26 protein-coding genes and 1 riboswitch are annotated in these 25,164 nt (G+C 69.4%); of the genes, 13 read left to right on the forward strand and 13 right to left on the reverse strand.

What is annotated here, in order from left to right:
• The first annotated feature begins 63 nt into the window (after positions 1-63).
• Complete coding sequence (ccrA, locus tag BN159_RS03235) at positions 64-1,407, forward strand: crotonyl-CoA carboxylase/reductase (RefSeq protein WP_015655465.1); 1,344 nt, start codon at positions 64-66, stop codon at positions 1,405-1,407.
• Positions 1,408-1,440: 33 nt separating this feature from the next.
• Here the strand turns inward: ccrA and BN159_RS03240 are convergent, their stop codons facing one another.
• Positions 1,441-2,493, reverse strand: a complete 1,053-nt coding sequence (locus BN159_RS03240; protein ID WP_015655466.1) for a ParB/RepB/Spo0J family partition protein — start codon at positions 2,491-2,493, stop codon at positions 1,441-1,443.
• Positions 2,494-3,204: 711 nt separating this feature from the next.
• Here BN159_RS03240 and BN159_RS03245 point away from each other — a divergent pair.
• On the forward strand, positions 3,205-3,402 hold the full coding sequence (locus tag BN159_RS03245) for a ferredoxin (RefSeq protein ID WP_015655467.1): 198 nt from the start codon (positions 3,205-3,207) through the stop codon (positions 3,400-3,402).
• Between the two features lie 44 nt (positions 3,403-3,446).
• The gene (locus BN159_RS03250; RefSeq protein WP_015655468.1) at positions 3,447-4,208 is read left to right on the forward strand and encodes a thioesterase II family protein; all 762 of its coding nucleotides are present in this window, start codon (positions 3,447-3,449) and stop codon (positions 4,206-4,208) included.
• Positions 4,209-4,214: 6 nt separating this feature from the next.
• On the opposite strand, the gene BN159_RS03255 is transcribed toward BN159_RS03250, so the two are convergent.
• Entirely contained in the window at positions 4,215-4,685 is a 471-nt protein-coding gene (locus BN159_RS03255) for a hypothetical protein (protein ID WP_015655469.1), read from the reverse strand.
• Between the two features lie 326 nt (positions 4,686-5,011).
• On the opposite strand from BN159_RS03255, the gene BN159_RS03260 reads away from it, so the two are divergent.
• From BN159_RS03260 to BN159_RS03275, 4 genes are all read left to right on the forward strand, one after another.
• A complete protein-coding gene (locus BN159_RS03260; RefSeq protein ID WP_015655470.1) occupies positions 5,012-6,115 on the forward strand; it encodes a UDP-glucuronic acid decarboxylase family protein in 1,104 nt (367 codons plus the stop codon).
• A gap of 107 nt (positions 6,116-6,222) precedes the next feature.
• Positions 6,223-8,112, forward strand: a complete 1,890-nt coding sequence (locus tag BN159_RS03265) for a glycosyltransferase family 2 protein (protein ID WP_015655471.1) — start codon at positions 6,223-6,225, stop codon at positions 8,110-8,112.
• 35 nt (positions 8,113-8,147) lie between these two features.
• A complete protein-coding gene (gene galE, locus BN159_RS03270) occupies positions 8,148-9,170 on the forward strand; it encodes a UDP-glucose 4-epimerase GalE (protein WP_015655472.1) in 1,023 nt (340 codons plus the stop codon).
• Between the two features lie 53 nt (positions 9,171-9,223).
• On the forward strand, positions 9,224-10,639 hold the full coding sequence (locus BN159_RS03275) for a UDP-glucose dehydrogenase family protein (RefSeq protein ID WP_015655473.1): 1,416 nt from the start codon (positions 9,224-9,226) through the stop codon (positions 10,637-10,639).
• Positions 10,640-10,713: 74 nt separating this feature from the next.
• On the opposite strand, the gene BN159_RS03280 is transcribed toward BN159_RS03275, so the two are convergent.
• The 8 genes from BN159_RS03280 to BN159_RS03315 form a co-directional block, all read right to left on the reverse strand.
• Positions 10,714-12,348 (reverse strand): right-handed parallel beta-helix repeat-containing protein, encoded by a 1,635-nt coding sequence (locus BN159_RS03280; protein WP_015655474.1) that lies wholly within the window; start codon positions 12,346-12,348, stop codon positions 10,714-10,716.
• 172 nt (positions 12,349-12,520) lie between these two features.
• Positions 12,521-12,961, reverse strand: a complete 441-nt coding sequence (locus tag BN159_RS03285) for an SRPBCC family protein (protein WP_015655475.1) — start codon at positions 12,959-12,961, stop codon at positions 12,521-12,523.
• A gap of 56 nt (positions 12,962-13,017) precedes the next feature.
• Positions 13,018-13,356 (reverse strand): ArsR/SmtB family transcription factor, encoded by a 339-nt coding sequence (locus tag BN159_RS03290; RefSeq protein ID WP_015655476.1) that lies wholly within the window; start codon positions 13,354-13,356, stop codon positions 13,018-13,020.
• The gene (locus tag BN159_RS03295; RefSeq protein ID WP_015655477.1) at positions 13,353-13,817 is read right to left on the reverse strand and encodes an SRPBCC family protein; all 465 of its coding nucleotides are present in this window, start codon (positions 13,815-13,817) and stop codon (positions 13,353-13,355) included. The genes BN159_RS03290 and BN159_RS03295 overlap by 4 nt, the downstream gene beginning before the upstream one ends.
• A 92-nt stretch (positions 13,818-13,909) precedes the next feature.
• Positions 13,910-14,278 (reverse strand): hypothetical protein, encoded by a 369-nt coding sequence (locus BN159_RS03300; protein ID WP_015655478.1) that lies wholly within the window; start codon positions 14,276-14,278, stop codon positions 13,910-13,912.
• Positions 14,279-14,399: 121 nt separating this feature from the next.
• Positions 14,400-16,253, reverse strand: coding sequence for a GMC family oxidoreductase (locus BN159_RS03305; RefSeq protein WP_015655479.1), 1,854 nt, complete (start codon positions 16,251-16,253; stop codon positions 14,400-14,402).
• Entirely contained in the window at positions 16,250-17,638 is a 1,389-nt protein-coding gene (locus tag BN159_RS03310; protein WP_015655480.1) for a hypothetical protein, read from the reverse strand. The genes BN159_RS03305 and BN159_RS03310 overlap by 4 nt, the downstream gene beginning before the upstream one ends.
• Positions 17,638-18,351 carry a FadR/GntR family transcriptional regulator gene (locus BN159_RS03315; protein WP_015655481.1) on the reverse strand — a complete coding sequence of 238 codons (714 nt, stop codon included), beginning with the start codon at positions 18,349-18,351 and terminating at the stop codon, positions 17,638-17,640. The genes BN159_RS03310 and BN159_RS03315 overlap by 1 nt, the downstream gene beginning before the upstream one ends.
• A 139-nt stretch (positions 18,352-18,490) precedes the next feature.
• On the opposite strand from BN159_RS03315, the gene BN159_RS03320 reads away from it, so the two are divergent.
• On the forward strand, positions 18,491-18,904 hold the full coding sequence (locus tag BN159_RS03320) for a hypothetical protein (RefSeq protein ID WP_015655482.1): 414 nt from the start codon (positions 18,491-18,493) through the stop codon (positions 18,902-18,904).
• 4 nt (positions 18,905-18,908) lie between these two features.
• Here BN159_RS03320 and BN159_RS03325 read toward each other — a convergent pair whose 3' ends face one another.
• From BN159_RS03325 to BN159_RS03335, 3 genes are all read right to left on the reverse strand, one after another.
• Positions 18,909-19,313 carry an effector-associated constant component EACC1 gene (locus BN159_RS03325; protein WP_015655483.1) on the reverse strand — a complete coding sequence of 135 codons (405 nt, stop codon included), beginning with the start codon at positions 19,311-19,313 and terminating at the stop codon, positions 18,909-18,911.
• Positions 19,314-19,322: 9 nt separating this feature from the next.
• The gene (locus BN159_RS03330) at positions 19,323-20,786 is read right to left on the reverse strand and encodes a caspase, EACC1-associated type (RefSeq protein ID WP_157901068.1); all 1,464 of its coding nucleotides are present in this window, start codon (positions 20,784-20,786) and stop codon (positions 19,323-19,325) included.
• Positions 20,787-21,002: 216 nt separating this feature from the next.
• Positions 21,003-21,416 (reverse strand): RidA family protein, encoded by a 414-nt coding sequence (locus BN159_RS03335; RefSeq protein ID WP_015655485.1) that lies wholly within the window; start codon positions 21,414-21,416, stop codon positions 21,003-21,005.
• A 72-nt stretch (positions 21,417-21,488) separates the two neighbouring features.
• On the opposite strand from BN159_RS03335, the gene BN159_RS03340 reads away from it, so the two are divergent.
• The 5 genes from BN159_RS03340 (at position 21,489) to BN159_RS03360 (ending at position 25,159) form a co-directional block, all read left to right on the forward strand.
• Positions 21,489-22,397 carry a LysR family transcriptional regulator gene (locus BN159_RS03340; protein WP_015655486.1) on the forward strand — a complete coding sequence of 303 codons (909 nt, stop codon included), beginning with the start codon at positions 21,489-21,491 and terminating at the stop codon, positions 22,395-22,397.
• 11 nt (positions 22,398-22,408) lie between these two features.
• A complete protein-coding gene (locus BN159_RS03345; protein WP_041820729.1) occupies positions 22,409-23,401 on the forward strand; it encodes a hypothetical protein in 993 nt (330 codons plus the stop codon).
• Between the two features lie 176 nt (positions 23,402-23,577).
• Entirely contained in the window at positions 23,578-23,787 is a 210-nt protein-coding gene (locus BN159_RS42690; protein ID WP_015655488.1) for a hypothetical protein, read from the forward strand.
• A gap of 90 nt (positions 23,788-23,877) precedes the next feature.
• A riboswitch (cobalamin riboswitch) is annotated at positions 23,878-24,062 on the forward strand.
• 30 nt (positions 24,063-24,092) lie between these two features.
• Positions 24,093-24,800, forward strand: a complete 708-nt coding sequence (locus BN159_RS03355; RefSeq protein ID WP_041820734.1) for an energy-coupling factor ABC transporter permease — start codon at positions 24,093-24,095, stop codon at positions 24,798-24,800.
• On the forward strand, positions 24,797-25,159 hold the full coding sequence (locus BN159_RS03360; RefSeq protein WP_015655490.1) for an energy-coupling factor ABC transporter substrate-binding protein: 363 nt from the start codon (positions 24,797-24,799) through the stop codon (positions 25,157-25,159). Before BN159_RS03355 ends, BN159_RS03360 begins: the two co-directional genes overlap by 4 nt.
• Positions 25,160-25,164: the final 5 nt, after the last annotated feature.

Raw genomic sequence — 25,164 nt, forward strand, 5'->3', positions numbered from 1 at the left:
TCGAACTTCGGTCGAGTGCAGTATGAATGGCATTTCTCCGGGACCGAAGGGGGACCCCGAAACATGCAGAACATCGTCGAAGCGATCCAGGCCGGTGAGCCGGACGCATTCGCGGCACTTCCGGTGCCCGAGCACTACCGGGGGATCACCCTGCACGCCGACGAGGTGGCGATGTTCGAGGGGCTCAGCGGGCGCGACAAGGACCCGCGCAAGTCCCTGCACCTCGACGAGGTCGCCACGCCCGAACCCGCCGCCGGCGAGGTGCTGATCGCGGTGATGGCGAGCGGCATCAACCACAACACCGTGTGGTCGTCGATCTTCGAGCCGCTGCCGACCTTCCAGTTCCTCGCCCGGTACGGCAGGACGTCACCGCAGGCGGCCCGGCACGATCTGCCGTACCACGTGCTCGGTTCCGATCTGGCCGGGGTGGTGCTGCGCCGCGGTGAGGGCGTCACGGCATGGAAGCCGGGCGACGAGGTGGTCGCGCACTGTCTGTCGGTCGAACTGGACCATCCCGACGGGCACGCGGACACCATGCTCGACCCGGAGCAGCGGATCTGGGGTTTCGAGACCAACTTCGGCGGGCTGGCCGAACTGGCGCTGGTCAAGGCGAACCAGCTGATGCCGAAACCGCGCCACCTCAGCTGGGAGGAGTCGGCGGCCTCCGGACTGGTCAACTCCACCGCCTACCGGCAGTTGGTCTCCGCCAACGGGGCACGGATGAAGCAAGGCGACAACGTGCTGATCTGGGGAGCGTCCGGCGGCCTCGGCTCGTACGCCACCCAACTCGCGCTGAACGGCGGGGCCACACCGGTGTGTGTGGTGTCCAGCCCGCAGAAGGCGGAGGTGTGCCGGCGGATGGGCGCGGAACTGGTGATCGACCGGTCCGCCGAGGGCTACCGCTTCTGGAAGGACGAGCACACCCAGGACCAGCGGGAGTGGCGGCGATTCGGGGCTCGCATCCGGGAGTTGACCGGCGGCGAGGACCCGGACATCGTCTTCGAGCACCCCGGGCGGGAGACCTTCGGGGCCAGCGTGTACGTCGCCCGCCGCGGCGGCACGATCGTCAGCTGCGCGTCCACCAGCGGCTATGAGCACAGCTTCGACAACCGCTATCTCTGGATGCACCTCAAGCGGATCATCGGCACCCACTTCGCCAACTACCGGGAGGCGTGGGAGGCGAACCGGCTCATCGCCAAGGGGCGGGTCCACCCCACCCTCTCCCAGGTCGTTCCGCTGGAGCAGACCGCACAGGCCGTGTACGACGTCCATCACAACCGGCATCAGGGCAAGGTCGGCGTACTGTGCCTCGCCCCCCGCCCGGGCCTCGGGGTACGGGATCCCGAGTTCCGGGCGAGGCACGAGGAGGCGATCGACCGGTTCCGCACGGAACCCGCGACCGTCTAGACGCGCTCCGCTTCCTGGTGGGGTGCCGAACGCTCAGGCGCCGGAGGAGACTTGCCGTACGTGCTGCTCCCCCGCAGCGCCGGTGCCGGCCGAGCCGCGGCCCTCGATGTCGATGGCGAACTCCATCCACCGGGAAGCGCACATCCGGGCCATCTGCGCCACGTCGGCGGCGCGGTGGGCCGGGATGCCGTCGATGAGGTCCTGGCGCTGTTCCGTGGTGAGGAGGTGGGCGCGCAGCAGCTGGAGCAGGGTGCGGCCGATCAGGGACATCCGCAGCGAGGGGTCCCTGCGCATGCTGGACAGCACGCCTTCCCACACCGGTGGCTCGGTCGCCGGTCCGGAGGCGTCGGACCGGTCACCGGCGTCCTCGGCGGTGTCGTCGGCGGCGAGGGCGGTCGGCCGGAGCTTCGGCGTCACCGGGTCCTGTCCCAGCCGTATGCGTCTGCGGACGTCCCGTGCGGTGGCCACCGCGATGCCCGCCCGGCTCGCGATCTCCCGCAGCGAGGCGTCCGGGGTCTCGGCGATGACCTTGCTGGCGGCGAGTCTCCCGGCGGCCCCGTCGACCGGCCGTTTCCGGCCGTCCCTGCCGATGCGCAGGGTGAGTTGAGGGGTGCTGTCGGCGCGCGTGCGGAGCGAGCCCACCACCCCGGGGGAGAGTCCGGTGACGGCGGCGATGCGCCGGTCGGACCAGGCCGGGTGGCTCTCCATGATGCGCACCGCCGCCGCGACCCGGTCCTGCCGGGACAGCGGCATCCCGTGTTCGGCGTTGAGTTGGACGGCGAGCACGAAGGCGTCCTCCGCGCTGCCCTCCACGAACCGGACCTCGATGAGGTCGTCGCCGCGCAGTACGGCCGCGCGCAGCCGGTGCATGCCGTCGACGACCCGCATGGTGGGTCGGTGGACGACGATGGGCGGCAGGTCGGCCTCCGACTCGGCCAGGGTCCGCGCGTGCTCCTCGATCTCCCCCGCGAGCCGAGGAGAGTCGGCCGCCGTTAAGGATGTGACGGGAATTAACTTCGACTTCTGGGTGATGTCAGTTTCGTCGATGGTCAACTTCGGCTGTTCACCTGGCCGTGCGTCGGACACGCGGCGCTCCCTCCATAGCTCTTCAGGACGGCGTCGTGTTGAGCGTCCCGCCAAGAATCCGGCGAGTTCCTGTGGCGCTTGTTCAGGCCGGGCTTGCGCGGGGCGAGGGCCCGGTCCTGTATGGGGGGGTCCACCGGAGAAGACGGCACTCGCGAACGCGCCAGGGAAGCGCGGTGGCGCGGAATGCCGGCCTTGACCTGTGTGGCCGGGTCGTGCGATCAGCTCAGCTGCTGGTGAGGGGCCTGCGGGTGGCACAACGGGAGTCGGGGCGGGGTTCCGAACGTCCGCGCTCGTCCACGGATTTCTCCCTTGGAGGACCGGCATCGACAGAATTTGACGGCTTAATATCGGTCGTTCCCGAGGCGGGTGTCAAGGAGTGCAGCAGCACCCCCGATACTGGATCTACGCGCGTTACGCTCGGACGGTGACCGCCAGAACACCGTCCACGGCCAGGGTTGCCGGACCACCACTCAGAAGTGGCCAGATCGGGGCGGTCGGTCCAACAACGCACCCCCTCACGGGGGTTCGGAACCGGCGGTAACACAACGGCCCTTGACCTGACGGGCCCATTCTTGGAATGTGGGGTCTGCGCGCATGCGGCAATTTGAGCCATAAATCAATTGATTCGTGCACGGATGGATTCCGTGCACCGTCCAGGTCCGCAACCGAACGGTAACTTCCCGGTCTTTTCCGTCTGGAGCGAGGACGAGCATGCGTATCAAGGCCGACCCCGAGGTATGCATCGGCTCGGGCATGTGCGCGCTGACCGTGCCCGATCTGTTCGACCAGTCCGATGACGACGGCACCGTGGTGGTGCTGCGCCCCGAACCGCCGGCCGAGCGGATCGCGGCGGTCCGTGGTGCGGTGGGGCGCTGTCCTTCCCGCGCCCTGCAATTGCTCGACGTCTGACCATCGCCCACCGCGCACCGCCGCGCCGGGAAGGAGCACCCGAAGTGAACAACCCGTGGTTCGGCCGCTGGACGCCCAGAGAGCAAGCCGCTTTCCGGCTGTTCTGCCTTCCGTACGCGGGCGGTGCCGCCTCGGCGTACCGCGAGTGGCACGCACTCGCGCCCGAGCACATCCAGATCTGCCCGCTGGAACTCCCCGGCCGGGGCAGCCGCTTCAGCGACCCACCGGTCAGCAGACTCCGCCCGCTGGTGGACGGCCTGACAGGCGCGATCGCCCCGTTCCTCGACCGACCGTTCGCCATCTTCGGCCACAGCATGGGCGGGCTGTTGGCGTTCGAGCTGACAAGGGCCCTACGCCGCCGCGGCCGCCCGCTCCCAGCCCACCTGTTCGTCTCGGGCCGCTCGGCCCCCGACGCACCCCCCGAGTTCCCACCCTTGGACGGCGCACCGGACGAGCGCGTAATGGAGCGCCTGCGCGAACTGGGCGGCACGCCTCAAGAAGTCCTGGAAGACCCCGAGTTGATGGCCCTGATGCTCCCCACCCTACGCGCCGACTTCTCCGTCCTGGAAAGCTACGACTACCAGGACGAGCCCCCGCTCCCGGTCCCCCTGACGGTCTTCGGCGGCACAGCCGACACTCTGGTCACCCCGGCCAGACTGCCCGGGTGGCGCCGCCAGACCTCGTCCGGCTCCCGCCTGCGCATGCTGACCGGCGGTCACTTCTTCCTGCACGCGTCAGTACCCGAACTCCTGACGGAGATCGCCCGCGACCTGCCGACACCACATCCCGAAACAGCCGCGTCGTAGCGACGGCTACGCGAGCAGCACGACTCGATCCGCCGCTACGTCAAACCCGAGCACCGGGTGCCCGTGGCACCCCTCCGGATCCATCAGCACCGGCTTTCCCAGCCGCCGCCCGATCGCGCGCAGAAAGCCGCACAGCACATCCAGTCGCTCCTGCCCCTGCAACTCCCGCAGGTCGACATCGAAGTCGATCTCCTCGTCCCAGTAGAACCGGAAGATCGCGAGCACCTCGGCGACCGGCCACACCCGCAGAGACGGGCACTCGGCATCCGGCGGGCGGGACAGCACGGTCTCCGCCGGCGGCAGCGGCAGCCGCGTCTCACCCTCGAAGTACTCGTGCGTCCAGCCCTGCGCCTGGACAAGATCGAGGACCGCCTGCCAGTCCTCCACCGTGGTCCCGGGGACACTCAGGTCCGGCAGCGACCCCGTCGAATGCGGGTCGAAGAAGGCGCTCACGTCGTCCCACAGAAGATCGGCCACACGGCCATGCTGCCACGCCTGATCAGGACGCCGTGACTCACACGTGCGTGTGACACCACACGGACTGCCTCAGTCGGAATTGACGACGCCCCTGAGCTGGGCGGGAACCCCGGTGCACTCCCTGCGGGCAGCAACGGCCGAACGGCCCACCCCCTCGAATTCGCTCCACAGAAATCACCACGTATGCCCATACTCTCGTCCTACTTCATCCGAGAAAGATCCGCCTACCGAGCTCAACCGGTGAGCGCCCCCTCATCGAACTGTCGTCCATTGTTCAGCGCGAGAGAGCCGTGAGGCCATTTCGCTTCTCATTCCTGGAGAAACAGATGCGCGTTGCCGTGACCGGCGGCGGTGGTTTCCTTGGGTCGCACCTGTGCGAGGCGCTCTTGCGGCGCGGTGACTCTGTGGTGTGCCTCGACAATTTCTCGACGGGGGATCCCGAGAACATCGCCCATCTCCTGTCCGACCCCGCCTTCGAGTTCCACCACGCAGACGTCAGTGTGTCCGTGGAGATCCGCGGCCGCGTCGATGCCGTCGCCCATCTGGCGTCCCCCGCTTCCCCGCCGGACTACCTGCGTCAGCCGCTGGAGACCCTGGCCGTCGGCAGCCGAGGCACCGAGAACGCCCTGCGCCTGGCCCTGCGCCACAACTCCCGCTTCATCCTCGCGTCGACCAGTGAGATCTACGGCGATCCGCTGGTCCACCCGCAGGAGGAGGCCTACTGGGGCAATGTCAACTCCATCGGGCCCCGCAGCGTGTACGACGAGGCGAAACGCTACGCCGAAGCAGTGTCCGCCGCATACCGCCGCACGCACGGCCTCTCTGTCGGCATCGCCCGGATCTTCAACACCTACGGCCCACGGATGCGACCGCACGACGGTCGTGTCGTGTCCAGTTTCATCACCCAGGCACTGACCGGCGAACCGCTCACCATCTACGGTGACGGCACACAGACCCGCAGCTTCTGCTACGTCGACGACCTCGTCCGCGGTCTCGTGGCGCTCCTCGACTCGTCCGAGATGGGGCCCTTCAACCTTGGCAACCCCGTGGAGCGCACCGTCTCCGAACTCGCCGAGATCGTACGGGCGATGACCGGTTCCGCCTCCGCGGTGAAGTACCACCCCCTGCCCGTCGACGACCCCGGCCGCCGCCGCCCGGTGATCACCCGCGCCCGTGAGGTGCTGGGCTGGCAGCCGGAGATCGACATCACCGAAGGCCTGCGCAGGACCGTCGCCTACTTCAGCGCCCGGCCGGACCGCCTCGGCGCTTCGGCCGCCGCGATCCGCGGCGGCCAGGACGACACGGTCCCGCTGTCCGCACCGGCGATCACCGCAGGCACCACCCCTCAGGCGATCCCCGGCCCGGCAACCGCCGTGACCGACCTTGCACCCAGCGCCGTATCCGTACCGCCGTCCGTTTCCGACAGCTGAGTCGCGCCAGGGCCGCACCGGTGCGCACACCCCGATGCGGCCAGCTGTCCCCTCCCCGCCCCCACACACAACGGCCTGCTGTCACGCCGCCCGGAGAAATCGCTGTCATGACGTCCTTGGAGCAGGGTCCCGCCCAGGGGACCCAGACCGTCCCGAGTCCGCCGCATCCCACACTCGATCCGGACGCACCCACGGAATGGGGCGAGCTGGGCGAACAGATCCGGCGCCTTTCCGGCGGTGCCGTGGCGTCGATCGGCCCGGACGGCCCGGTCCTCGCGAGACCGACGCGTGGGCACACGGTCCGCTCCTCCGGCTTCGTGCCGGCGTTCTCACGCCTCGATCGCCTCGTAGTCGCGCTGTTGTCCCTCGGCTGGAGCGTCTGCCTCGTCTGGTTCTGGATCTGGTGGCTCCAGCCGTCCCACCGCATCGGCTGGCTGGGGCTCGTCATCAACAGCGCGCTGCTCCTGTACCTGACCTACCTTCCGATCCACTTCCTCGTGGCGCTGATCCGGATGCGGCGCTTCGATCCGGCCGTCGAGGTGGCGGCACTGCGCACCGCCTTCGTGGTCACCCGCGCTCCGTCCGAGGGCTGGGACATCGCCCGGACCACGCTGGAAGCGATGCTCGGCCAGAACTTCCCGCACCCCTACGACGTCTGGCTGTGCGACGAGGACCCCTCCGAGGAGATCATCCACTGGTGCCGAACCCACGGCGTACAGGTCTCCTGCCGACGTGGCCGCACCGACTACCACCGGGCCGACTGGCCTCGCCGCACCCGGTGCAAGGAGGGCAACCTCGCCTTCTTCTACGACCACTGGGGGTACGCCCACTACGACGTGGTCGCCCAGCTCGACTGCGATCACGTTCCCAGCCCCGGGTACCTCGCCGAAGTCGTCCGTCCCTTCGCCGATCCGGGCATCGGCTACGTCGCGGCTCCCAGTATCTGCGACTCCAACGCCGACGAGTCCTGGGCTGCCCGCGGCCGGCTGCAACGTGAGGCGATGTTCCACGGACCTGTGCAACTGGGGCACTCCGCCGGGCTCGCCCCCGTGTGCATCGGTTCGCACTACGCCGTACGCACGCAGGCGCTGCGGGACATCGGTGGCCTCGGCCCCGAACTGGCAGAGGACTTCTCCACCACCTTCCTGCTCAACTCGGCCGGCTGGCAGGGTGCCTTCGCGATCGACGCCGAAGCGCACGGCGAGGGTCCGCTCACCTTCAGCGCGATGATCACGCAGGAGTTCCAGTGGTCCCGCAGTCTCGCCGTCATGCTGCTCGGGATGCTGCCGCGCCACCTGAGCCGGATGCCGCTCAAGCTGCGCCTGCGCTTCTCCGCCGCGGTGATGTACTACCCGCTGCTGGCGATGGCGACCGTCATGGGCATCCTCCTGCCGCCGATCGCCGCCGTCACGGGTGCTCCCTGGATCGACGTCAACTACCTGGAGTTCCTGGCGCACTTCTGGAGCATGTCCGTCTGGCTGATCCTGCTGACGCTGCTGTGCCGCCGCCGCGGTCTGCTGCGACCCAAGGACTCCCCGATCCTCAGCTGGGAGATCTGGCTCTTCGGGCTCTCCCGCTGGCCCTACGTCGCCTGGGGCGTACTGGCCGCCGTCATGCAGAAGGTGCGCCCCCGCCAGATCACCTTCAAGGTCACCCCGAAGAAGCGGGACGGACTGGAGCCGCTGCCGCTGCGCACGGTCGCTCCGTACCTGCTGATCACACTCTTCCTGTCATGCTCCGCGCTCGTCGGCCAGTTCACCGGCCCCGCCGTCGGCTACGTCTTCCTGTGTCTCCTCGGTGCCGTCTCCTACTCCATCGCGACGCTCGCGATCGCCGCGCTGCACGTGAAGGAGACCAAGCGGGCAACGGGCGCCTCGGCCTTTCGGGCTCTGGGCACGGCGGTCCTTCCCCTCGTCACGGGCCTGTTGTCGCTGCTTCCGCTGGCCGCGGCAGTCGCCGTCTTCCCTACCTATCTCACCGGCTTCTACGCCTGGTGACGGCCCCCGTGGCCGATCAAGAAACGAGGTTCCACGTGTCCCAGACGGTCCTGGTCACCGGGGGTGCCGGCTTCATCGGCAGTCACACCTGTGTCGAACTCCTCCGCTCCGGCCACGAGGTTGTCGTACTCGACGACCACTCCAACAGCTCCCCCGTGGCACTTGAACGCGTCGAGAAGATCGCAGGCCGTCGGCTGTCCGCGACCCATGTCGCGGATGTCCGGGACCGGCGGTCCCTGGACTCGGTCTTCTCACGCCATCCGATCGACTCCGTGATCCACTTCGCCGCGAAGAAGGCCGTCGGCGAGTCGGTCCGGATCCCGCTGGCGTACTACGACATCAACGTCGGCGGCACCACGGCACTGGTGTCGGCGATGCACGACCACGGCGTGCACCGGCTGGTGTTCTCCTCGTCCTGCTCGATCTACGGCGACGCGACATCCGTCCCACTCACTGAAGAGTCCCCGGCCGCTCCCACCAACCCCTACGCCACCACCAAGTGGACCTGCGAGCAGATCCTCGCGGACCAGTGCCTGCACGTGCCCGAACTGCGGGTGCTGGCGCTCCGGTACTTCAACCCGGCGGGCGCACATCCCACCGGTCTGCTCGGGGAAGACCCGCGCGGCGTACCCGACAACATCATGCCGTTCCTCACCCAGATCGCCGTGGGGCGCCGCGACGAGCTCAGCGTCTTCGGCGACGACTATCCGACGCCGGACGGCACGGGGGTCCGCGACTACCTCCACGTCGTCGACGTCGCCGAGGGGCACCGCGTCGCCCTCGACCACATCGACGACGTGCCCGGCATGCGGGTGTTCAACCTCGGCACCGGGCATGGCGCGTCCGTCCTCGACCTCGTGCGCGTCTTCGAGGAGGTCTGCGGGAGGCAGATCCCGTACCGCATCACCGAGCGCCGCCCCGGCGACGTCGCGGAACTCGTCGCCGATCCGGCGAAGGCCACCGCGAGCTGGGGGTGGACCGCACAGCGCGACCTGGCCGCGATGTGCCGCGACGCCTGGAACTTCCAGCAGCACAATCCGTACGGCTACGCACCCTGACACGTCCCGTACGCCATCCCACCGCCCCTCTCCGAAAGACAGGAGAACAACGCATGCGGTTGACCGTCATCGGTACGGGATACCTCGGAGCTGTGCACGCCGTGTGCATGGCCGACATCGGGCACGACGTCCTCGGTGTGGACGTCGACGCCGAGAAGATCAAGGCCCTCGCCGAAGGCCGGGCCCCGTTCTACGAACCGGGTTTCGACGATCTGCTGACCCGGGCGCTGGCCTCGGGACGCCTGCGCTTCACCACCAACCTGCGCGATGCGGCGGCGCACGGCGAGGTCCACTTCCTGTGCGTGGGGACCCCGCAGCGAAAAGACGGCGGGGCAGCGGACCTTCACCATGTGGACGCCGTCGTGGACGGGCTTGCGCCGCACCTGACCGCGCGGTGTCTGGTGGTCGGCAAGTCCACGGTGCCGGTGGGCACGACCTCACGCCTGACCGACCGCATCGCCGGGCTCGTGCCGACGGGAGTGCGGGCTGAGGTGGCATGGAACCCCGAGTTCCTGCGTGAGGGTTTCGCGATCGAGGACACACTGCGTCCGGACCGGCTCGTCGTGGGTGTGACCAGTCCAAACGCGGACGCCACGCTGCGCAGCCTGTACGCCCCGATCCTGGCAGCGGGCGTGCCCTACATCAGCACCGACCCGAACACCGCCGAACTCGTGAAGGTCGCGGCCAACTCCTTCCTCGCCACGAAGATCTCCTTCATCAACGCGATGGCGGAGGTCTGCGACGCCGCGGGCGCGGATGTCGTCACCCTCGCCGAAGCCATCGGCCACGACACCCGGATCGGCAGGCGCTTCCTCAGAGCGGGCCTGGGGTTCGGTGGCGGCTGCCTGCCCAAGGACATCCGGGCGTTCGCCGCACGCGCCCACGAGTTGGGCGTCGGTCCGGCGGTGGCGTTTCTCCTGCAAGTGGACGAAATCAACCAACGGCAGCGGACCCGGACCGTCGCACTCGCGCGTCGGATGGTCGGCGGCACGCTGACCGGACGCCGGGTCGCCGTCCTGGGCGCCACCTTCAAGCCGAACTCCGACGACGTGCGCGACTCCCCGGCGCTGGCCGTCGCTTCGTCGCTGCATCAGGAGGGTGCCGACGTCCGCGTGCACGACCCCGTGGGTGCCAAAAACGCACGGCTGGCCCACCCGCAACTGCACTGCGGCTCAGATCTTCTGGCTGCCTGTCAGGGCGCTGACATCGTGCTGCACCTGACCGAGTGGGATCAGTATGGCGAGGTGGATCCAGCCGAGCTGGCCCGGGTGGTCGACGAGCCACTCCTCATCGATGCGCGCAACGCCCTCCCGCACGACGAGTGGCGGGCCGCTGGCTGGACCGTCAGGGCGCTGGGGCGGCCCACGCCGTCGGACCGGCTGCCGAGCGCCCACGCCGTAGAACTTCTGCGGACCACGATCACGTCTCAGACCGGCCAGACGCACCGCACCCCCGCGGGCAGGCCGTAGCTCCTCCCTCGGAAACACCTCTGCCCTGCTCTCACGATCCTCGACCGTGAGAGCAGGGCAGAATCATGGTCTGCTCAGCGAGCGGTGCCGGACTGCGCGGCTCCGGCCGACAGCACCTTGGGGAGAGTCTTGCCGAAGTAGTCGGCGCCGCCGAGCCCGGAGCCCAGAGCCTGCGGGCCTACGCCGACCGGCGCCCGGACCTCACAGCGGGGCACCAGGTTCCCGGCGTGAGCCCGGGCAGCAATGGGGACCTCCAGACCGGTCAGGCACGGGTCGTCACTGGTGCCGGTGGGTTCGCCTGCGAGGAATTCCTGCTGGGAGGAGGCACGCCAGTCGTCCAGCGACGCGAAGCGCTGCGCACCCCACTCCAACGCCCAAGGGCCCGTGCTGTAGTAGTTGTTGCCCTGCAGCTGGATGGTGCCCGGGGCGTACGCCGACTCCGTCGCAACAACAGGGCCGCCGTCGGTGGCGAGGATGTTGTTCAGGACGCGCACGCCCCGCATACCATCGCGCAGCCGCAGTGCTGGGGGCCTGCTCCCCGCCGACTCGGCGGAGGCCAGGTCCGCCGAACGCATCACCACCGTGTTGTGGTAGATCTCCAGATTCTTCATGCGGGTGCCATAGGCGACGATGCCGCCGTACTCGGGCAGCTTCCGGGCGTCGTCCCAGCTCATGTTGAAGCGAACGATGTTGTCCCGGTGAGCTCCGGTCGCCTGCCCGGAGTAGACGAGGAAGCCGGGTCCGTCGTTGCCGTACGCGAGGTTGTACTGCATGACGGAGGAGGACACGTTGTTGTCAAGGCCGAAACCGCCGCCGTCCACTCGTGATCCGGTGCGATTGCGGTACGACTTGTTCTTCTCCAGCACCACTCCGGTGGAGTCGTACACCCAGATGCCCTCGGGACCCTCCTCGGCGTCGGTGGCCGACTTCGATCCGTTGTCATGGGCCACCGAGTGCGTCAGTCTGGCGTTCTGGACGCTGCCGAGCGTGATGCCACTGCCTGTGTTGCGCTCGACGCTCCTGGGGTCGCCGGCGTTGGCGTACGCCTTGACCCGCTCGATGCGCAGCCCCTTGTGCGCGTAGGCAGGGCGGCTGGCCTTGAACTCGGGGCCGTAGAAGGCCAGCCCGCTCTCGAGGTTGTGGTGCACCGCCACATCGGAGATCCGTACGTCGTCGAAGCCCGCGACCGCGCCCTCGTCGGCCCCGAGGCTGATGCCGTTCTGGAAGCCCCTGACCTCCACGTTCGAGATCCTGACGTGCTCGAGCCTGCGACTGCCCGGAAGCGCTGTGCGGACGGCGATCCCGACCCCTTTTCGCAGCGCCTTGCGGTCACCGATTAGCGAGAGGTTCCTGATCTCCACGCCGGCGGTGTCGCGTACGGTGATGGCAGACCGGCCGCGCGGCGCGACGGTGGCCCGGCCGACGCCGTACGTTCCGATGACCACCGGGTTCCTGGAGCTGCCCGCTTCGTCCTCGTCCAGCGTGATACTGCCGCGGAACCGTTCGCCGCCCTTGAGCCGGAGCCGATCCCCTGGCTGGAAGCGCACGCTGTTCGCGTGATCGAGGGTCCGCCACGGATTCTCCGGTGACATACCGTCGTTGTCGTCGTCGCCGTCGGGACTCACGTAGAACGTGAACGGACCGCCCGAGGCCGGGCGCGCGGGCCGGTAGACCCCCGGCACCTCACAACCCGTCAGCAGCAGAAGCACTACCGCCGAGACTCCTGCGGCGGTTTTCGTCACCCGGCTCCGCATCACCGCGTTCAAGCGCACCCCTTAAGGACGTACCCCGTACCCAGAGGGCACATGGAGTGACAGAGTCTCAGAAAAAGGGCGAATCGCAGACGAAGGCGCGGCACGGGTGCCGCGCCGCTTTGTCGTCCTAGTGCCAGTTGCTGATCTGCACATCGTGGGGCGCGGGATCACCCTTGCCCGTCTCGGCAAGCTTCTTCAGGCTCATGAGGAACGTCGCCCACTTGGTGGAGCAGTGGTACATGAACTCCACGGGTTCCTTCCAGCCCTCGTGCCGGAACAGAATGATCGTGAAGGCATCCTCCTGCTTCAGGTCGAAGGAGATCCGCGTACCGATCCATTCCTCAGGGCCGTCGACGACCTCCCAGAGCACGCGCTCGGCCGGCTTGGCCTCCAGCACCTTCATGTCGAAACCGCCGGGCTCGAAGCGGAACTTGATCACTCCCCCGACGTCGCTGTCACCGTCCGTGTCCTCGGTCCACCAGCCCGCCAGTCCGTCAATGGTCGTCAGGGCGGCATAGACGTCGTCGGGTGACGAGACGACTCCGACCCTGTGCAGGATGTCCACCATGTCGCTGCCTCATTCTTCGTTCGGGCGCCCGTGTCGGGCGCGGCCAATTGGAGGGTTCAGTCCTTCTGGGCGCGCTGGATCGCCTCGGCGATGCGCTTGATGCGCTGCAACCGGGCGTCCCATGCGGTCCCGACGGCCGTCAACTGGGCGACCGCTCGGGCGAGTTGCGCCTGGTCCACCTCATAGCGGCGCTCGCGCCCGGCCGGCGTCACATGCACCAGCCCGACCCGGTGGAGGACGCCGAGGTGTTTGGCCACGGCCTGCCGCGTCACCGGGAGCTGACCGCTCAGGGTGGTCGGCGTGCCGCCGCCGTCGGCAAGCAGGACGTCCAGCATCCGGCGCCGAGTGGGGTCCCCCACCGCCGACCACAGCTCGTCGTCAACGGTGACGTTCACCGCGTCGACACCACCCGGGCGACGTACGCGACGAGGCGAGGCAGGAAGTAGTCCCACCCGGTGACGTGCTCGCGGTACTGCTCCTCGAGTACGGCCGCCTCCCAGCCCTTCTCCCGGAATCCCGTCTCGGAGAAGCGCAGCAGGGTGCCCGCACCGGAGGGCACCAGCTCGAACGTCACCAGGAGCGAGTTGTCCGGCGCGGCGGTCAGGCCCTCGTCGTACACCCACCGGAAGGAGAAGCGGCGCGGCGGATCGGCCTCGATCACGGTGAGCGGTACCACCGTCGCCTCCGCCGAGTCCTTGTCACCGAACGTGATGACCCCGGTGCCACCGGGTACCGGTGCCAGCTCCGCCTCGTCCGGCCACCACTCCCGCAGATGCTCGGGCTTGCTCACGACCTCGTACACCACCTCGGGCGTGGCGTCGATGTGGATCTCCCGCTCGATGCTGCCGTACTCCATGGGGCTCTCCCAGCCATTGGCAACCTTTGGTTGCGTATAACGGTAGACCCTCGCCCTCTTATGCGCAACCGAAGGTTGCGCATACTCGTCCCCTATGCGGCCCGAACCCTCTCCCGCCCCGCCTCCGCGCCCACCGCGCTGACCCGGTACGTCGTCTTCCCCGGGTCGCTCACCGGCGCCCCCAGCGTGATCCGTCCCGCCGAGCGGAGCTCCTCGCACACGTCCGTCGGCAAGGCGACGTGGCAGCCTCCGACGCCGCCACCCGACCCGGCCGCGCGCCAGTAGCCGTAGCGGAGTCGTCCGCCCGCCATCGCGGTGACGAACACGGGGGTGCGCGGGTCTGACACGATGCGCAGCACGTCGGCCGCGGGCGCGGCGAGGGGGGCCATGGCCCGTCGGGGGCGGGTCAGGTGTGTCTCGGCAAGGGTGCCCGGCTCGTCAAACAAGGGCTGGTGCGGCATCGGCGCGGCCTTTCCGGCGGAGGACGGACACCGCTCACCCCTGAGGGCCGGTGTTGATCTTGCTGCGCCGCATTCTGGACCACACCACTGACATCAGCGCCTGACGACCGGCCCCGCCGCTTCACATCTGCGCCACGTAGCGTTCGGAAACGGCCAGGGCCGCCGCCATGATGCTCAGTTGAGGATTCACCTCCGGGCAACTCGGCAGCACCGAGCCGTCGGCGATCAGGACGCCGTGAACGCCGCGCAGGCGGCCGTCGGGGTCTGTGGGTGAACTCCCCGGATCCGAACCGGCGGCCGCCGTGCCCGTGGGGTGGAAGGCGGACACATGGAGTTGGCGTGCCGACACGCTGCTCAGCACAGCCTTCAGCTCGTGCGGGGTGCTTGCGCGCGGCGCCTGGGGGACGCCGGTCAGGACTTCCTCGGCTCCCGCGGCGAACAGCAGGTCGCCCATGGCCTGCTGGGCTCTCAGGAGGCGGGCCGCGTCTCGGGGCGACAGGTCGTAGCGGAGCAGAGTGCGCTCTCGGCCCAGGACCCGTCCCGAGGGCTGATCGGCGATCATGGCGCCGAAGGTGGCCAGGTGCTCCGTCGTATCCAGTTCTCGGCGCAGGGGCCGACCGACCCCCGGCAGTACGAAGGACGTCATCCCAGGCGGCGCTGCGGTGGCCTCGATCAGGATGCCGTCGCTGTGCAGTTGCTCCACGCCGACGCTCTGAAGCACGGCCGCGCCGTCCGTGACCGGCTGACCGAACCGGCCCGCGACGCTCACGGCCGGGTGCACGCTCAGGTTTCGGCCCACCCCCGGGTGCCTGCCCAGACCCGAGCGGCGTAGCAGCTGCGGCGTCTGGAGGGCGCCGGCAGCGACCACGACCACCGGGCTGAGGATCTCCAGTTCGCTGCCGTCCTGGCGGCTCACCACCACTCCGGAGGCGCGCGGGCCACCCGGCCGGTCGGGGTCGACGAGGATCCGCCGGACCCGAGCGCCCGTCACGATCCGGGCACCGGACGCGCAGGCGTCGGGCAGGACGGAGAGCTGCACGCTCTGCTTGGCACCCGTGGGACAGCCGACCACACACTGACACGAGCCCCTGCACCCGGGCGCGTTGCGTCGCAGCGGCCCCGCGGCCCAGCCGAGTTCCTCCGCACCGGCCAGGGCGAGCCGCCCGTTGGTGCCGATCACGTCCAGCGGCTGCCGTGCCACACGCAAGGTGCGCTCCACCTCGTCCAGGCACACGTCGAAACCCTCGGCCACGGCGAAGCCGTACCGGCTCAGCCAACGCGACACGACATGGGCCGGAGTGCGATAACACGTACCGGAGTTCACGACCGTCGTGCCGCCGACCGCCCGGCCGACCGGCAGCACCAGCGGCGGATTCCCGAGGGCGATCGTCGCACCGCCGTCGCGGTAGAGATCGGTGAAACGGTCCAGAGGCGCCCGCCGCCCGAAGGACGCGGTCGAGTGATGCTCCCCTTCCTCCAGCACCACCACGCGCATACCCGCACGGGCCAGTGTCCGCGCGGCCATGGCACCGCCCGCACCCGAACCGACCACGACCGCATCGGCAGTCGACCGTGTCGGCCAGTCGCGCGCAGGCGTCAGCTCCAGCGGCGGATCGATCGGGGCGGGCCGCGACGGCGACGGCGTCGGCGCCCGGTGCAGCGCTCGTTCGGTGCCGGCCGCCAGCAGCACCGGCACCTTGACCGCGTCCAGAAGCGGCAACAGGGCGCGGCGGGAAGCGAGTTCCGACACCACGCGCTCCCGTTCCGGACCGCCCAGCGCGGCCAGGCGCGCACCCGTGCGGGCCACGGCGTAGGTGTCGATCGCCCAGGCCGCACCACGTACCCCGGCACGGGCGGAAGCAGGCAGGGCAGCGAGCAGGGTCTCAAGGCGCCCCGGTACCGCCGCCGTCCACTCGGCGGTGCCGTCGTCCGCGAGCAGTGCCGCGACCAGGGCCGAGGCGGGAGTCACCTTCACCGGTCACCGACCTCCGCATGGGCGGTGCCCGACAGCCGCCATACGGCATCCTGCCGCCACCTGCCCCACCAGCGCTCCACGGTCACCACGGCGTCCGCGGTCTCACTGTTACGGCACACCGCGGCGGATCCGTCGGGGTCCGTGTAATCCAGGGCCAGTGTCCGCTCGGGCGGTTGCGTCACCGTCACCCGGATCCGGCGCCTGCCCACGCGCCCGGCCACCCGCCATTCGGGCAGCCCCAACTCCGCCCGGAACCGGCCGAGCCCCGCCCAGCCCACGGCGGCCCGTTCGGAACGGCGGGGCCAGGTACGCCCGTTGTGCAGCAGGCGCAGGAACACCAGGGGAGGCAGCCGGTCCAGGCCCCGTCGCATGGACACCGCCGCGATGATCTCCAGAACGTCACCGTCGCCCAGGTCCGCGTGCAGCCACGCCCAACGCCGAGCGTTGCCATGGCCGTAGATCCGGGCACTCGCGCCGACTGCTCCCTCCAGCCGCAGTTCGCCCGTGCCGTGGTGGACCGTTCCGTCGTAGCGGCAGCGGGCGGCGGGCAGCATCTGGCTGGCCGGAAGCCAGGGGCGCCGCCACGACCAGCGGGGGAAGGTGTGGAGCGGCGGGCCTTGCGGAGTCTCGGTGAGTTCCCAGGTGAAGGGGCCTGCCGTGCCTGCCAGTCGGCCGGGTCGGACGAGGATGCCCTTGGTGTCGTACGCCTCGTCGTGCCCCGTCCATGACAGAGGGCCGAAGCGGGCGTGTTCGGCGGGGCCGTCCTTGGGGAACACGGCCACCCAGCCGTGTGCGTAGGCGCCGGAGCCGTCGGTGGGTGCCACGACTTCGTGGTGCAGCCACACTCCGGTGCCGGTCGCGGGATCGGTCAGGGTCGTGTACCAGACCTCGGTCCGGCCCGGCTTACCGTCCCAGCGTGGTGCGAGATCCCCGGCGGCTTCGGCCGTGCGCGGGAAACGGAAGCTCGTCAGGAACGGGACCAGGCCGGTGGTGACGGGGAAGCGCAGTCGTCCCTCGCCCACCCGCTCACCGTCCTCGTACAGGCTGAACGGCAGTACGGTCATCGAGGTGAGCGGCCGTGCGGGCGAGACGGACTTCCAGCCGTCCAGCACCAGGCGGCGGCCCTCCAGCGTGAAGGTGACGCGGTAGCGGATCCTTCGGCGGGCGAGCGGTGAGATCTCCAACTCGCCCTCGGCTTCCGGGTCGTCGGCCCGGCCCGCTATGCGGACCCGCCCCGTCACGTGGGCCTGCGTGGTGCGGTGGGGCAGCAGCACCGTTTCCGTCCGGGCCACGAGGTCGAGCCGCATCGGGCGGTCGCGGTCCTCGTCGGCCAGGTGCACCCGGCCCAGCATCGTCTCCTTGAACGTCGTTGTCCGGGCGGGCATCAGGCACCGTCCCGGCGTCGACGGGCGCGTGCCAGGTCGTCGAGCATGATGCGTTCCGTCGCCGACAGATAGGCGCCGGCCGCGGCGCGGGCCGCCGGCGCGTCGCTCGCTGCGACGGCTTCCACCACCGGTGCCAGTCGGTCATGGGCGGCCCGCGCATCGACGAAGGGCCCCACCAGGGCGGCACGCACCGGCAGATAGGCATTGAACAGGGTGTTGGTCAGCAGCACGTACACGCGGTTGCCGGTCGCGCGGGCCAGTGCCCGGTGCACCTCGGCATCCGCCAGCTGCGCCTCCTCGCCGCCCTCCGCGTCCCCGATCGCCGCCACCAGCCGCCTCAGTTCGGCAACTTGGGCGGCGGTAGCTCGGGCTGCGGCACGCTCCGCGATCAACTCGCCGATACTGCACCGCACTTCGAAGATCTCGCCGATCCAGTCCGGGCTGTGCCCCACGAGCATCGGTAGCAGATCCGCCCCGCCGAGGCGGAGGAAGTCCCGGACGCGGGTCCCCACGCCGTGCTTGGTCTCCAGCAGCCCTGAATGCACGAGCCTGCCGAACGCATGCTTGAGCGTGGTGCGGTTGACCCCGAACTCGTCGGCCAGCTCGCGCTCGGGAGGCAGATAACTCCCGGCCGGATGCCGACCGGCCAGGATGTCCTCCCGCAGCCGCTTCTCCAGTACGTCGACCGTGCTCTCCCGCGGCAGTACGCCCATACCGACTCCCAGCAACCCAGTGGTCCAGTGGCTCAGCCACTCAACCACTGCGTTGACGAAGCGTCAACAAGGCACTCCCGCCCGACTTCCGTGATACACCGGCAGAATCAGCGCACCACGATCCGAGGGGGAACCCGCCATGCAGGAATCGACCGGCTCAACACCGTTACCGCGCGGCACGAAGGTGCTGTCCATCGGGCTGCATCCGAGTGCGCTCGACTACAGCCGGACGCCGGAGGGGATCGACGAGGCCGTGCTGACCGCCCGGATCGCGGAGGCCAATGCGGCTTTGCTCGATGCCGGGTTCGATGCCTTCCTGCTGCTGATCGACGCCTCTGCGGACCGTGCCGAGGCGACCGTTCGGGAGCGGCTCAAGGAGCACACGTTCGGCCTGGCGATGATCGGTGGCGGCATCCGGATGCTGCCGGAGCACACGCTGCTGTTCGAGCGCCTGATCAACGTCCTGACCGAGGCGGCGCCCGGGATCCGGCTGTGCTTCAACACCACGCCGGAGGACACGGTCGAGGCACTGCGGCGGTGGATTCGAGCCTAGGCGATCACGAAGGGTCGTCGTCCGTCGTGCTGTCGCCGTCCCCGTCCGCGCGTAATGCGGTCGTCAGCGCGGCGGCCATCGCCGCGATCTCGTCGGGGGCGCTGGCCGCCGTGACCGTGACGGTCACTTCGCCGACGGACAGCACGACGGAGGAGCCGGTCTGTCCGGGCGACGAGCACCACTTGCGCACCACGTCGATGGCCGAGGGCAGGGCGATCAGGCTGGTGACGACGAGGGTCAGTACGTCTATGGCCGTGCCGAGTTCGCCGGGCCTCGGCCGCGCGCCGGTCAGAGGCTGCCACCTGACCCTGCCGACGGTCGGCATGATCGGGTCGCGCACGAGGAACGCCCGTAGCGCGTCCGGGACTTTCCCGCCATCGGGGTCCGTCAACAGCACGGTGTTGCCCAAGTGGCCCTCCTACTGCGTCGAAGTGATGGTCGGGCTCGAAGTGACGACCTGATACGCCCTGTTCCGCATCAAGGGGATCCTCGAGCCTTCGTTGCGGATCTGCCGGGCGGGCACCGGCAGCCCGTTCGCCAGGCACTGCGCCCGCACCGTCTCGAAGAGCGCGTCGGCGTCGACGACGGGCCCCGCGCCCGGGATCCCGGACCGCAGCGCGGCGAGAATCTGCCCGGTGAAGTCGGTGTACCGCGCGCCGTCGGGGGCGGTGGAGGGTTCTGTGGCGCCCGAGGATGCCATGACGTAGGTGCCTCGAATGGCGGCCGACGAGGCGTCGACCGGTCCGGACAGCAGGTCGAGGGCGGAGCCGCTGTAGCAACTGTCCAGAATCACCAGCCGGGTGGACAGACCGCAGTCGGCGATCTGATCGCGCAGGCTGTCGAAGCTCCAGTACGAGTACGTCTGGTGCTCCCGGGAGTCCGCCATCGACAGCAGCAGCCTGCCGTGGGACGGATGCGCGCGGCCGTGCCCGGCGTAGTAGAAGAGAAAGGCGCCGGACGCCGGGTCCACCTGCTCCATCACGTCCTCGATGGCCGCGTGGATCTGTCTGGGGTCCTTCGGGTCCATCAGCACACGACAGTTCTCGACCGGGATGCCGAACTCATCCGATATCAGCAGACGCTGCATGTCGGCGAGATTGTTGTGAATCGCGGGAACATCCGGAAGGTACGCGTAGGCGCCGATCCCGACGAGGACTGCTCCGCCGACCGTCCAACAGGCGGAGGGCGTGGGGCGTGCCGGCGCCTCCCCTGAAGGTTCGGGCGGCGGCGTGACGGCCACCTCGAAATACCCCGCCTTCCGGGCCTCGGCTACCTCCAAGCCCAGTGATACCCGCGCTTCGCGCTGCCAGCGGTTCACCGCCGCAGCGTCCTTCACCCGCCCCTCCTCCACCAGTCGCTCGGCGACCAGGTCCAGGAAGACCAGGCTGGGCGGATGTTCATAGGTCGGAGCGCTGTCTCCGGCCAGGCTGAGGAAGACGTGCCACCCCGTGACGCACCACGGGGGCAGCTCTTGCCTCCTCTGGGTGCTCGCGCGCTGCGCCATCGGCAACAAGTCGGACACCAAGGAGGCGAGTACGGGCCGCAACGGCGCGATCTCCACGTCACCGAAGAGGTCGCATGCCTCCCACTCATCCACCAACAGCCACAGTTCGCCGACCGCCACCGACTGCTGCTCCACGTACTCCAGCGATCGCGCCATGCACGCGAGTCCCTCGCCGACCTCCGCGCACTGCTTAACCACCTGGATCAGCCACACCCGCAGCGGGCCACCGTCGAAGGGCTCCACGAAGGTGCGCAGTTCGTCGGAGAGCATCTCCCGCCACAGTTCTCGGCCTCCCAGTGACCGAACAGTCGGCGATTCCTGAAGGACATCCACCATCGCCACGACCAGACTGTTGAGTCTGCGACTGCGCTCGCTCACCCCGACACCCCCGCGGCACCCCCTGGAGCTGGTGACATCCAGCGTAATCCGTCCACGGCAACACACATGGCCCGCCCCGAAGTTCGGGACGGGCCATGAAGTCGAGCGCCGGGCAGGCCTTGCACCTGCATTTCCCCGCAGGAAGCGGGGCGTCTTTCCTTGGACCACCAACGCATAACCGGCCACCGGGTGTTGCGGCGGCGAGCTCAAGATCGACTATACACCATCCCCCAGGCCGGAACCCGCGGCCGCCCGTCGCGCGTAAACCTCGATCTCGATCTTCATGCGAGGGTCGGCCAGTCCGCACATCAGCATCGTCGCGGCCGGGCGGACATCCCCGAAGCAGCGGCGCAGCACCGGCCAGCAGGGCTCGAAGTCCTCCCGGTCGGGCAGGAGATAGCGTACCCGCACCACATCCGCGAAGGTGCACTCGGCCTCGGTCAGCGCCGCCTCGATGTTGCGCAGGCACTGTTCCGCCTGCTCCACCACATCGTCGGAGATCGTCATGGTGGTGTAGTCGAACCCGGTCGTGCCGGACACATGCACCCAGTCGCCGTCCACCACGGCTCGGGCATAGCCGATCTGCTCCTCGAACGTCGAGCCGCTGAGGATCGCGCGTCGCTCTGTCATGCGCCGAACGCTAGGTGACCAGCAAAGATACGTCTAATACGTGGATCGGCATGAGCTGATATCCCTACACGTATGGAACGACCCGAACTCCCCCTCCCCCAGCTGCACGCCTTCGTCGTCCTCGCCGAGGAGCTCCACTTCGGTCACGCGGCCGCCCGCCTCGGGATCGCGCAGCCGCCGCTGAGTCAGCAGATCCGCCGGCTGGAGGACAAGGTCGGGCACGCGCTGTTCAGCCGGGGACCCGGGCGGGTCACCCTCACCCCCGTCGGGCGCGAACTGCTCCCCGCCGCCCGCCGGGCCCTCGGCGACCTCGCCGACGGTCTGGCCGCCGCCCGCGCCGTCGGCAGCGGCAGCACCGGCCGCCTGCGGATCGGGTTCGCCGCCTCGCTCGCGCTGACCGTGCTGCCCGGTCTGCTGCGCGACTTCCGGCAACGGTTCCCCGGGGTTCGGCTGGACATCCAGGAAATGACCACAGCGCCGCAGCTCACCGCGCTGCACGACCGGACCATCGACATCGGCCTCCTGCGCGAGCCCTCCGACACCGACTCGGAACTCGCCTTCAAGACGGTGCTCACCGAGCCCTTCGTGGCCGTACTGCCCAGCGCGCACCCGCTGGCCGGGCAACGGACCGTAAGGCTTGGGGACTTGTCCGACTCCCCGTTCGTGCTGCTCCCCAGGGACGTGGGTCCGGGCCTGTACGACCAGATCCTCGGCCTGTGCGCGGAGGCGGGGTTCGTCCCGCGGATCGCTCAGGACGCGGTGGAGTGGCAGACGGTGTGCGCGCTCGTGGAGACCGGGCTCGGCGTCTCCCTGGCTCCGGCGAGCATCCGGCGCATTCGCCTCCAGGGCGTCGCCTTCCGGAGGATCTCTCCCGGAACCGCCCGTACACGTGTCGCTGTCGCCTGGCGGAGCAACGACCAGAACCCGTTGGTCGCCCACCTCTTGGGGGCCGTCGGTCAGGGAGCACCGGCGAGCCTGTAATGCTGTGGCCCATGCCGGAAACGACCATTGACACCGCCGTACGTGACCTCTCCGACCGGGATCGTGCCGTGCGGGAGGCCGCCGAGCGGCGCCTGCTCGCGCTGGGTGTGCGGGGTATCGAACGCCTCCTGCCCCACCTCCCCGACCGAAGCGTCAAGGGTGTCCTCATGCGCCTGGGGGACGAAGCGCTGCCGCGGCTGCGGGAGATCCGTCGGCAGGGCCCCGGGCGGCTGCGCGGCAGAGCCCTTGAACTGCTGGTCGATCTGGCAGGTGCGGACGCGCTCGACGAGGCCGACCAGGCCGCGGTGGAGCGGCTGATACAGGTCAAGCTTCCCCATGAGCATCCGGTGAAGCTTCCCTGGGAGGCCGGCCGGTGGCTCGCCTTTCCCGCGGAGCGGATGGACGACGCCGTGGCCGCTCTGGGTCTGCACGATCTGCGGCCGGTGACGACGGTCCTGGGCGTGGAGGCCACCACCCGGGCCGAGGACTGCCTGGAGTTCCAGGACGCGCGGGGTGAGAAGCGGACCGCGTACCGGGTGTTCATCACCCCGGAGTTCGAGTCCTGGCTCTCGGAGGTACCGATCAGGAGCTGGCGCATGGTGTGGGGCAACTCGTTGATCGACCAGCTCGACGGATTCCGGCTCGCGGACGTACTCAGCGAGCGGTGCGGTGAGGCGCACCTTTACATCCTCGATCCCTATAACTCCGCCGAGAACTGGTACGTCTCCCGCGACGGGCGCGGGGTGCGCAGTTTCGGAACCTACGATTATCCGCATTTCGCGGGGGAACCGCTGCCGTTCGAGGCGTGGTACCAGGAGACCGCCTTCGACGAGGAGGAGGCCGCGAAGTACGCGGAGGGGGTTCCCGACGCGCTCACGGCGGCCGACAACCTCTCCGTCGAACCCGGGCTGATGCGGGACGACCTGACCCACGGCCACGGCTGGCTCGCCACCACCGAAGCCGAAGTACCCAACTCCCGCTTCAGGGGCGCGCTCCCTGTGTGACCCTCGGTGGCGGGCCTGCGGGTGCCGAACGGCCGGTCGGCGGCTCGTCCGAGAAGGGGGAGCGTTCGCCTCGTACAGGTGAATTCCCCGGGCGTGTTGACTCCGTGTGCCGGGTGCGCGGTACGTCCCGAGCGGGTCCTCGCACGGTGTGGGATCCGTCTCAAAGAGAGGCACTCATGCGCGCACGCTTCACCCTCCTCCCCGCTGCCCTGACCGCGACGGTGCTGGCGACAGCCGGGGACGCCGCCGCCCACGACGGCCCCCTTCTGGGCGTCAGCAATCACGCGCCCGTGGTCTCGGTCGTCAACGACATCGAGCTCGACGACCCGCTGGAGGACGTCCTGGAGCACACCCTCAACTTCGGTGACGGCTACCACTGGGAGTGACCCCCGGTAGGTGCGCGCTCTGGGCGCATGAGCTGGCGTGCGCCGCCTTTGCGCCCCCGAGGTGCGCTTGTCAGCCGACCTGATCAGGCATTACTGTCACCACGCCTTGGTGAACGGGAAATCCGGTGTGATGCCGGTGCGGCCCTCGCCACTGTGATCGGGAAGTCCGGCTCCGGCCCTCGCGGGCAGCCACTGGGTCCTTGTGACCCGGGAAGGCGGAGCACCGGGCGGTGTCACCCGTCAGCCAGGAGACCGGCCAAGGCACGTCAACCATCCACGAGGTGCTGGAGAGGGTCTGCTGGGCCATGCACATAGCCGAGGGTTTTCTGCCACCGGCGCACGCGGTCGCCTGGGGCGTCGCGTCCGCGCCGTTCGTCGTTCACGGAGTACGGTCACTCACCCGTGAGGTCAGGGAGCACCCGGAGAGCACCCTGCTCCTCGGCGCCTCCGGGGCCTTCACCTTCGTTCTGTCCGCCCTCAAGCTGCCCTCGGTGACCGGGAGTTGCTCCCACCCCACCGGCACGGGTCTGGGCGCCATCCTGTTCCGGCCACCGATCATGGCGGTCCTGGGCACCATCACCCTGCTCTTCCAGGCCCTGCTGCTCGCGCACGGCGGCCTGACCACGCTCGGCGCGAACGTCTTCTCGATGGCGATCGTCGGGCCCTGGGCCGGATACGCCGTCTACAAGCTGCTACGGCGCTACGACGTGCCGCTGATGGCCGCGGTGTTCTGCGGCGCGTTCATCGCCGACCTGTCCACCTACTGCGTCACCAGCGTCCAGCTGGCGCTCGCCTTCCCCGACCCGAGCAGCGGCTTCCTGGGCGCGCTAGGCAAGTTCGGCTCCATCTTCGCGGTCACCCAGATCCCGCTCGCGGTGAGCGAGGGGCTGCTCACGGTGCTGGTCATGCGGCTGCTCGTGCAGTCCAGCAAGGGCGAGCTGACCCGGCTCGGAGTGCTCCTGTCCGGGAGCAAGCCGGTCCGGACCGAGTCGAACGAGACGGTGGCCCGGTGAGCCGTAACACCAAGATCAACCTGCTGCTTCTGCTCGCCGTGGCCCTGCTCGCGGTCATGCCGCTGGTCCTCGGGATGGGCGATCACAAGGAGGAGCCGTTCACCGGCTCCGACGGCGAGGCGGAGACGGCGATCACCGAGATCGAACCGGACTACGAGCCGTGGTTCTCGCCCCTGTACGAACCGCCGTCCGGGGAGATCGAGTCGGCGCTGTTCTCCCTCCAGGCGGCCCTCGGGGCCGGTGTGCTCGCCTACTACTTCGGGCTGCGGCGCGGCCGCAAGCAGGGTGAGCAGCGGGCCAGGGAGCGCGATGCCGTCGGCGTGGGCGGCGCCGGGGAGTCGGACGGCGAAGGGGTCTGAGCCCT

The organism is Streptomyces davaonensis JCM 4913 (assembly GCF_000349325.1).
Lineage (GTDB): Bacteria > Actinomycetota > Actinomycetes > Streptomycetales > Streptomycetaceae > Streptomyces > Streptomyces davaonensis.

Bases quoted from the DNA above. Each gene is read 5' to 3' on its own strand.
- ccrA (WP_015655465.1), top strand. From the start codon at position 64: ATGCAGAACATCGTCGAAGCGATCCAGGCCGGTGAGCCGGACGCATTC.
- BN159_RS03245 (WP_015655467.1), top strand. From the start codon at position 3,205: ATGCGTATCAAGGCCGACCCCGAGGTATGCATCGGCTCGGGCATGTGC.
- BN159_RS03260 (WP_015655470.1), top strand. From the start codon at position 5,012: ATGCGCGTTGCCGTGACCGGCGGCGGTGGTTTCCTTGGGTCGCACCTG.
- BN159_RS03265 (WP_015655471.1), top strand. From the start codon at position 6,223: ATGACGTCCTTGGAGCAGGGTCCCGCCCAGGGGACCCAGACCGTCCCG.
- BN159_RS03275 (WP_015655473.1), top strand. From the start codon at position 9,224: ATGCGGTTGACCGTCATCGGTACGGGATACCTCGGAGCTGTGCACGCC.
- BN159_RS03285 (WP_015655475.1), bottom strand. From the start codon at position 12,961: ATGGTGGACATCCTGCACAGGGTCGGAGTCGTCTCGTCACCCGACGAC.
- BN159_RS03295 (WP_015655477.1), bottom strand. From the start codon at position 13,817: ATGGAGTACGGCAGCATCGAGCGGGAGATCCACATCGACGCCACGCCC.
- BN159_RS03300 (WP_015655478.1), bottom strand. From the start codon at position 14,278: ATGCCGCACCAGCCCTTGTTTGACGAGCCGGGCACCCTTGCCGAGACA.
- BN159_RS03310 (WP_015655480.1), bottom strand. From the start codon at position 17,638: ATGCCCGCCCGGACAACGACGTTCAAGGAGACGATGCTGGGCCGGGTG.
- BN159_RS03315 (WP_015655481.1), bottom strand. From the start codon at position 18,351: ATGGGCGTACTGCCGCGGGAGAGCACGGTCGACGTACTGGAGAAGCGG.
- BN159_RS03320 (WP_015655482.1), top strand. From the start codon at position 18,491: ATGCAGGAATCGACCGGCTCAACACCGTTACCGCGCGGCACGAAGGTG.
- BN159_RS03335 (WP_015655485.1), bottom strand. From the start codon at position 21,416: ATGACAGAGCGACGCGCGATCCTCAGCGGCTCGACGTTCGAGGAGCAG.
- BN159_RS03340 (WP_015655486.1), top strand. From the start codon at position 21,489: ATGGAACGACCCGAACTCCCCCTCCCCCAGCTGCACGCCTTCGTCGTC.
- BN159_RS03345 (WP_041820729.1), top strand. From the start codon at position 22,409: ATGCCGGAAACGACCATTGACACCGCCGTACGTGACCTCTCCGACCGG.
- BN159_RS42690 (WP_015655488.1), top strand. From the start codon at position 23,578: ATGCGCGCACGCTTCACCCTCCTCCCCGCTGCCCTGACCGCGACGGTG.
- BN159_RS03355 (WP_041820734.1), top strand. From the start codon at position 24,093: ATGCACATAGCCGAGGGTTTTCTGCCACCGGCGCACGCGGTCGCCTGG.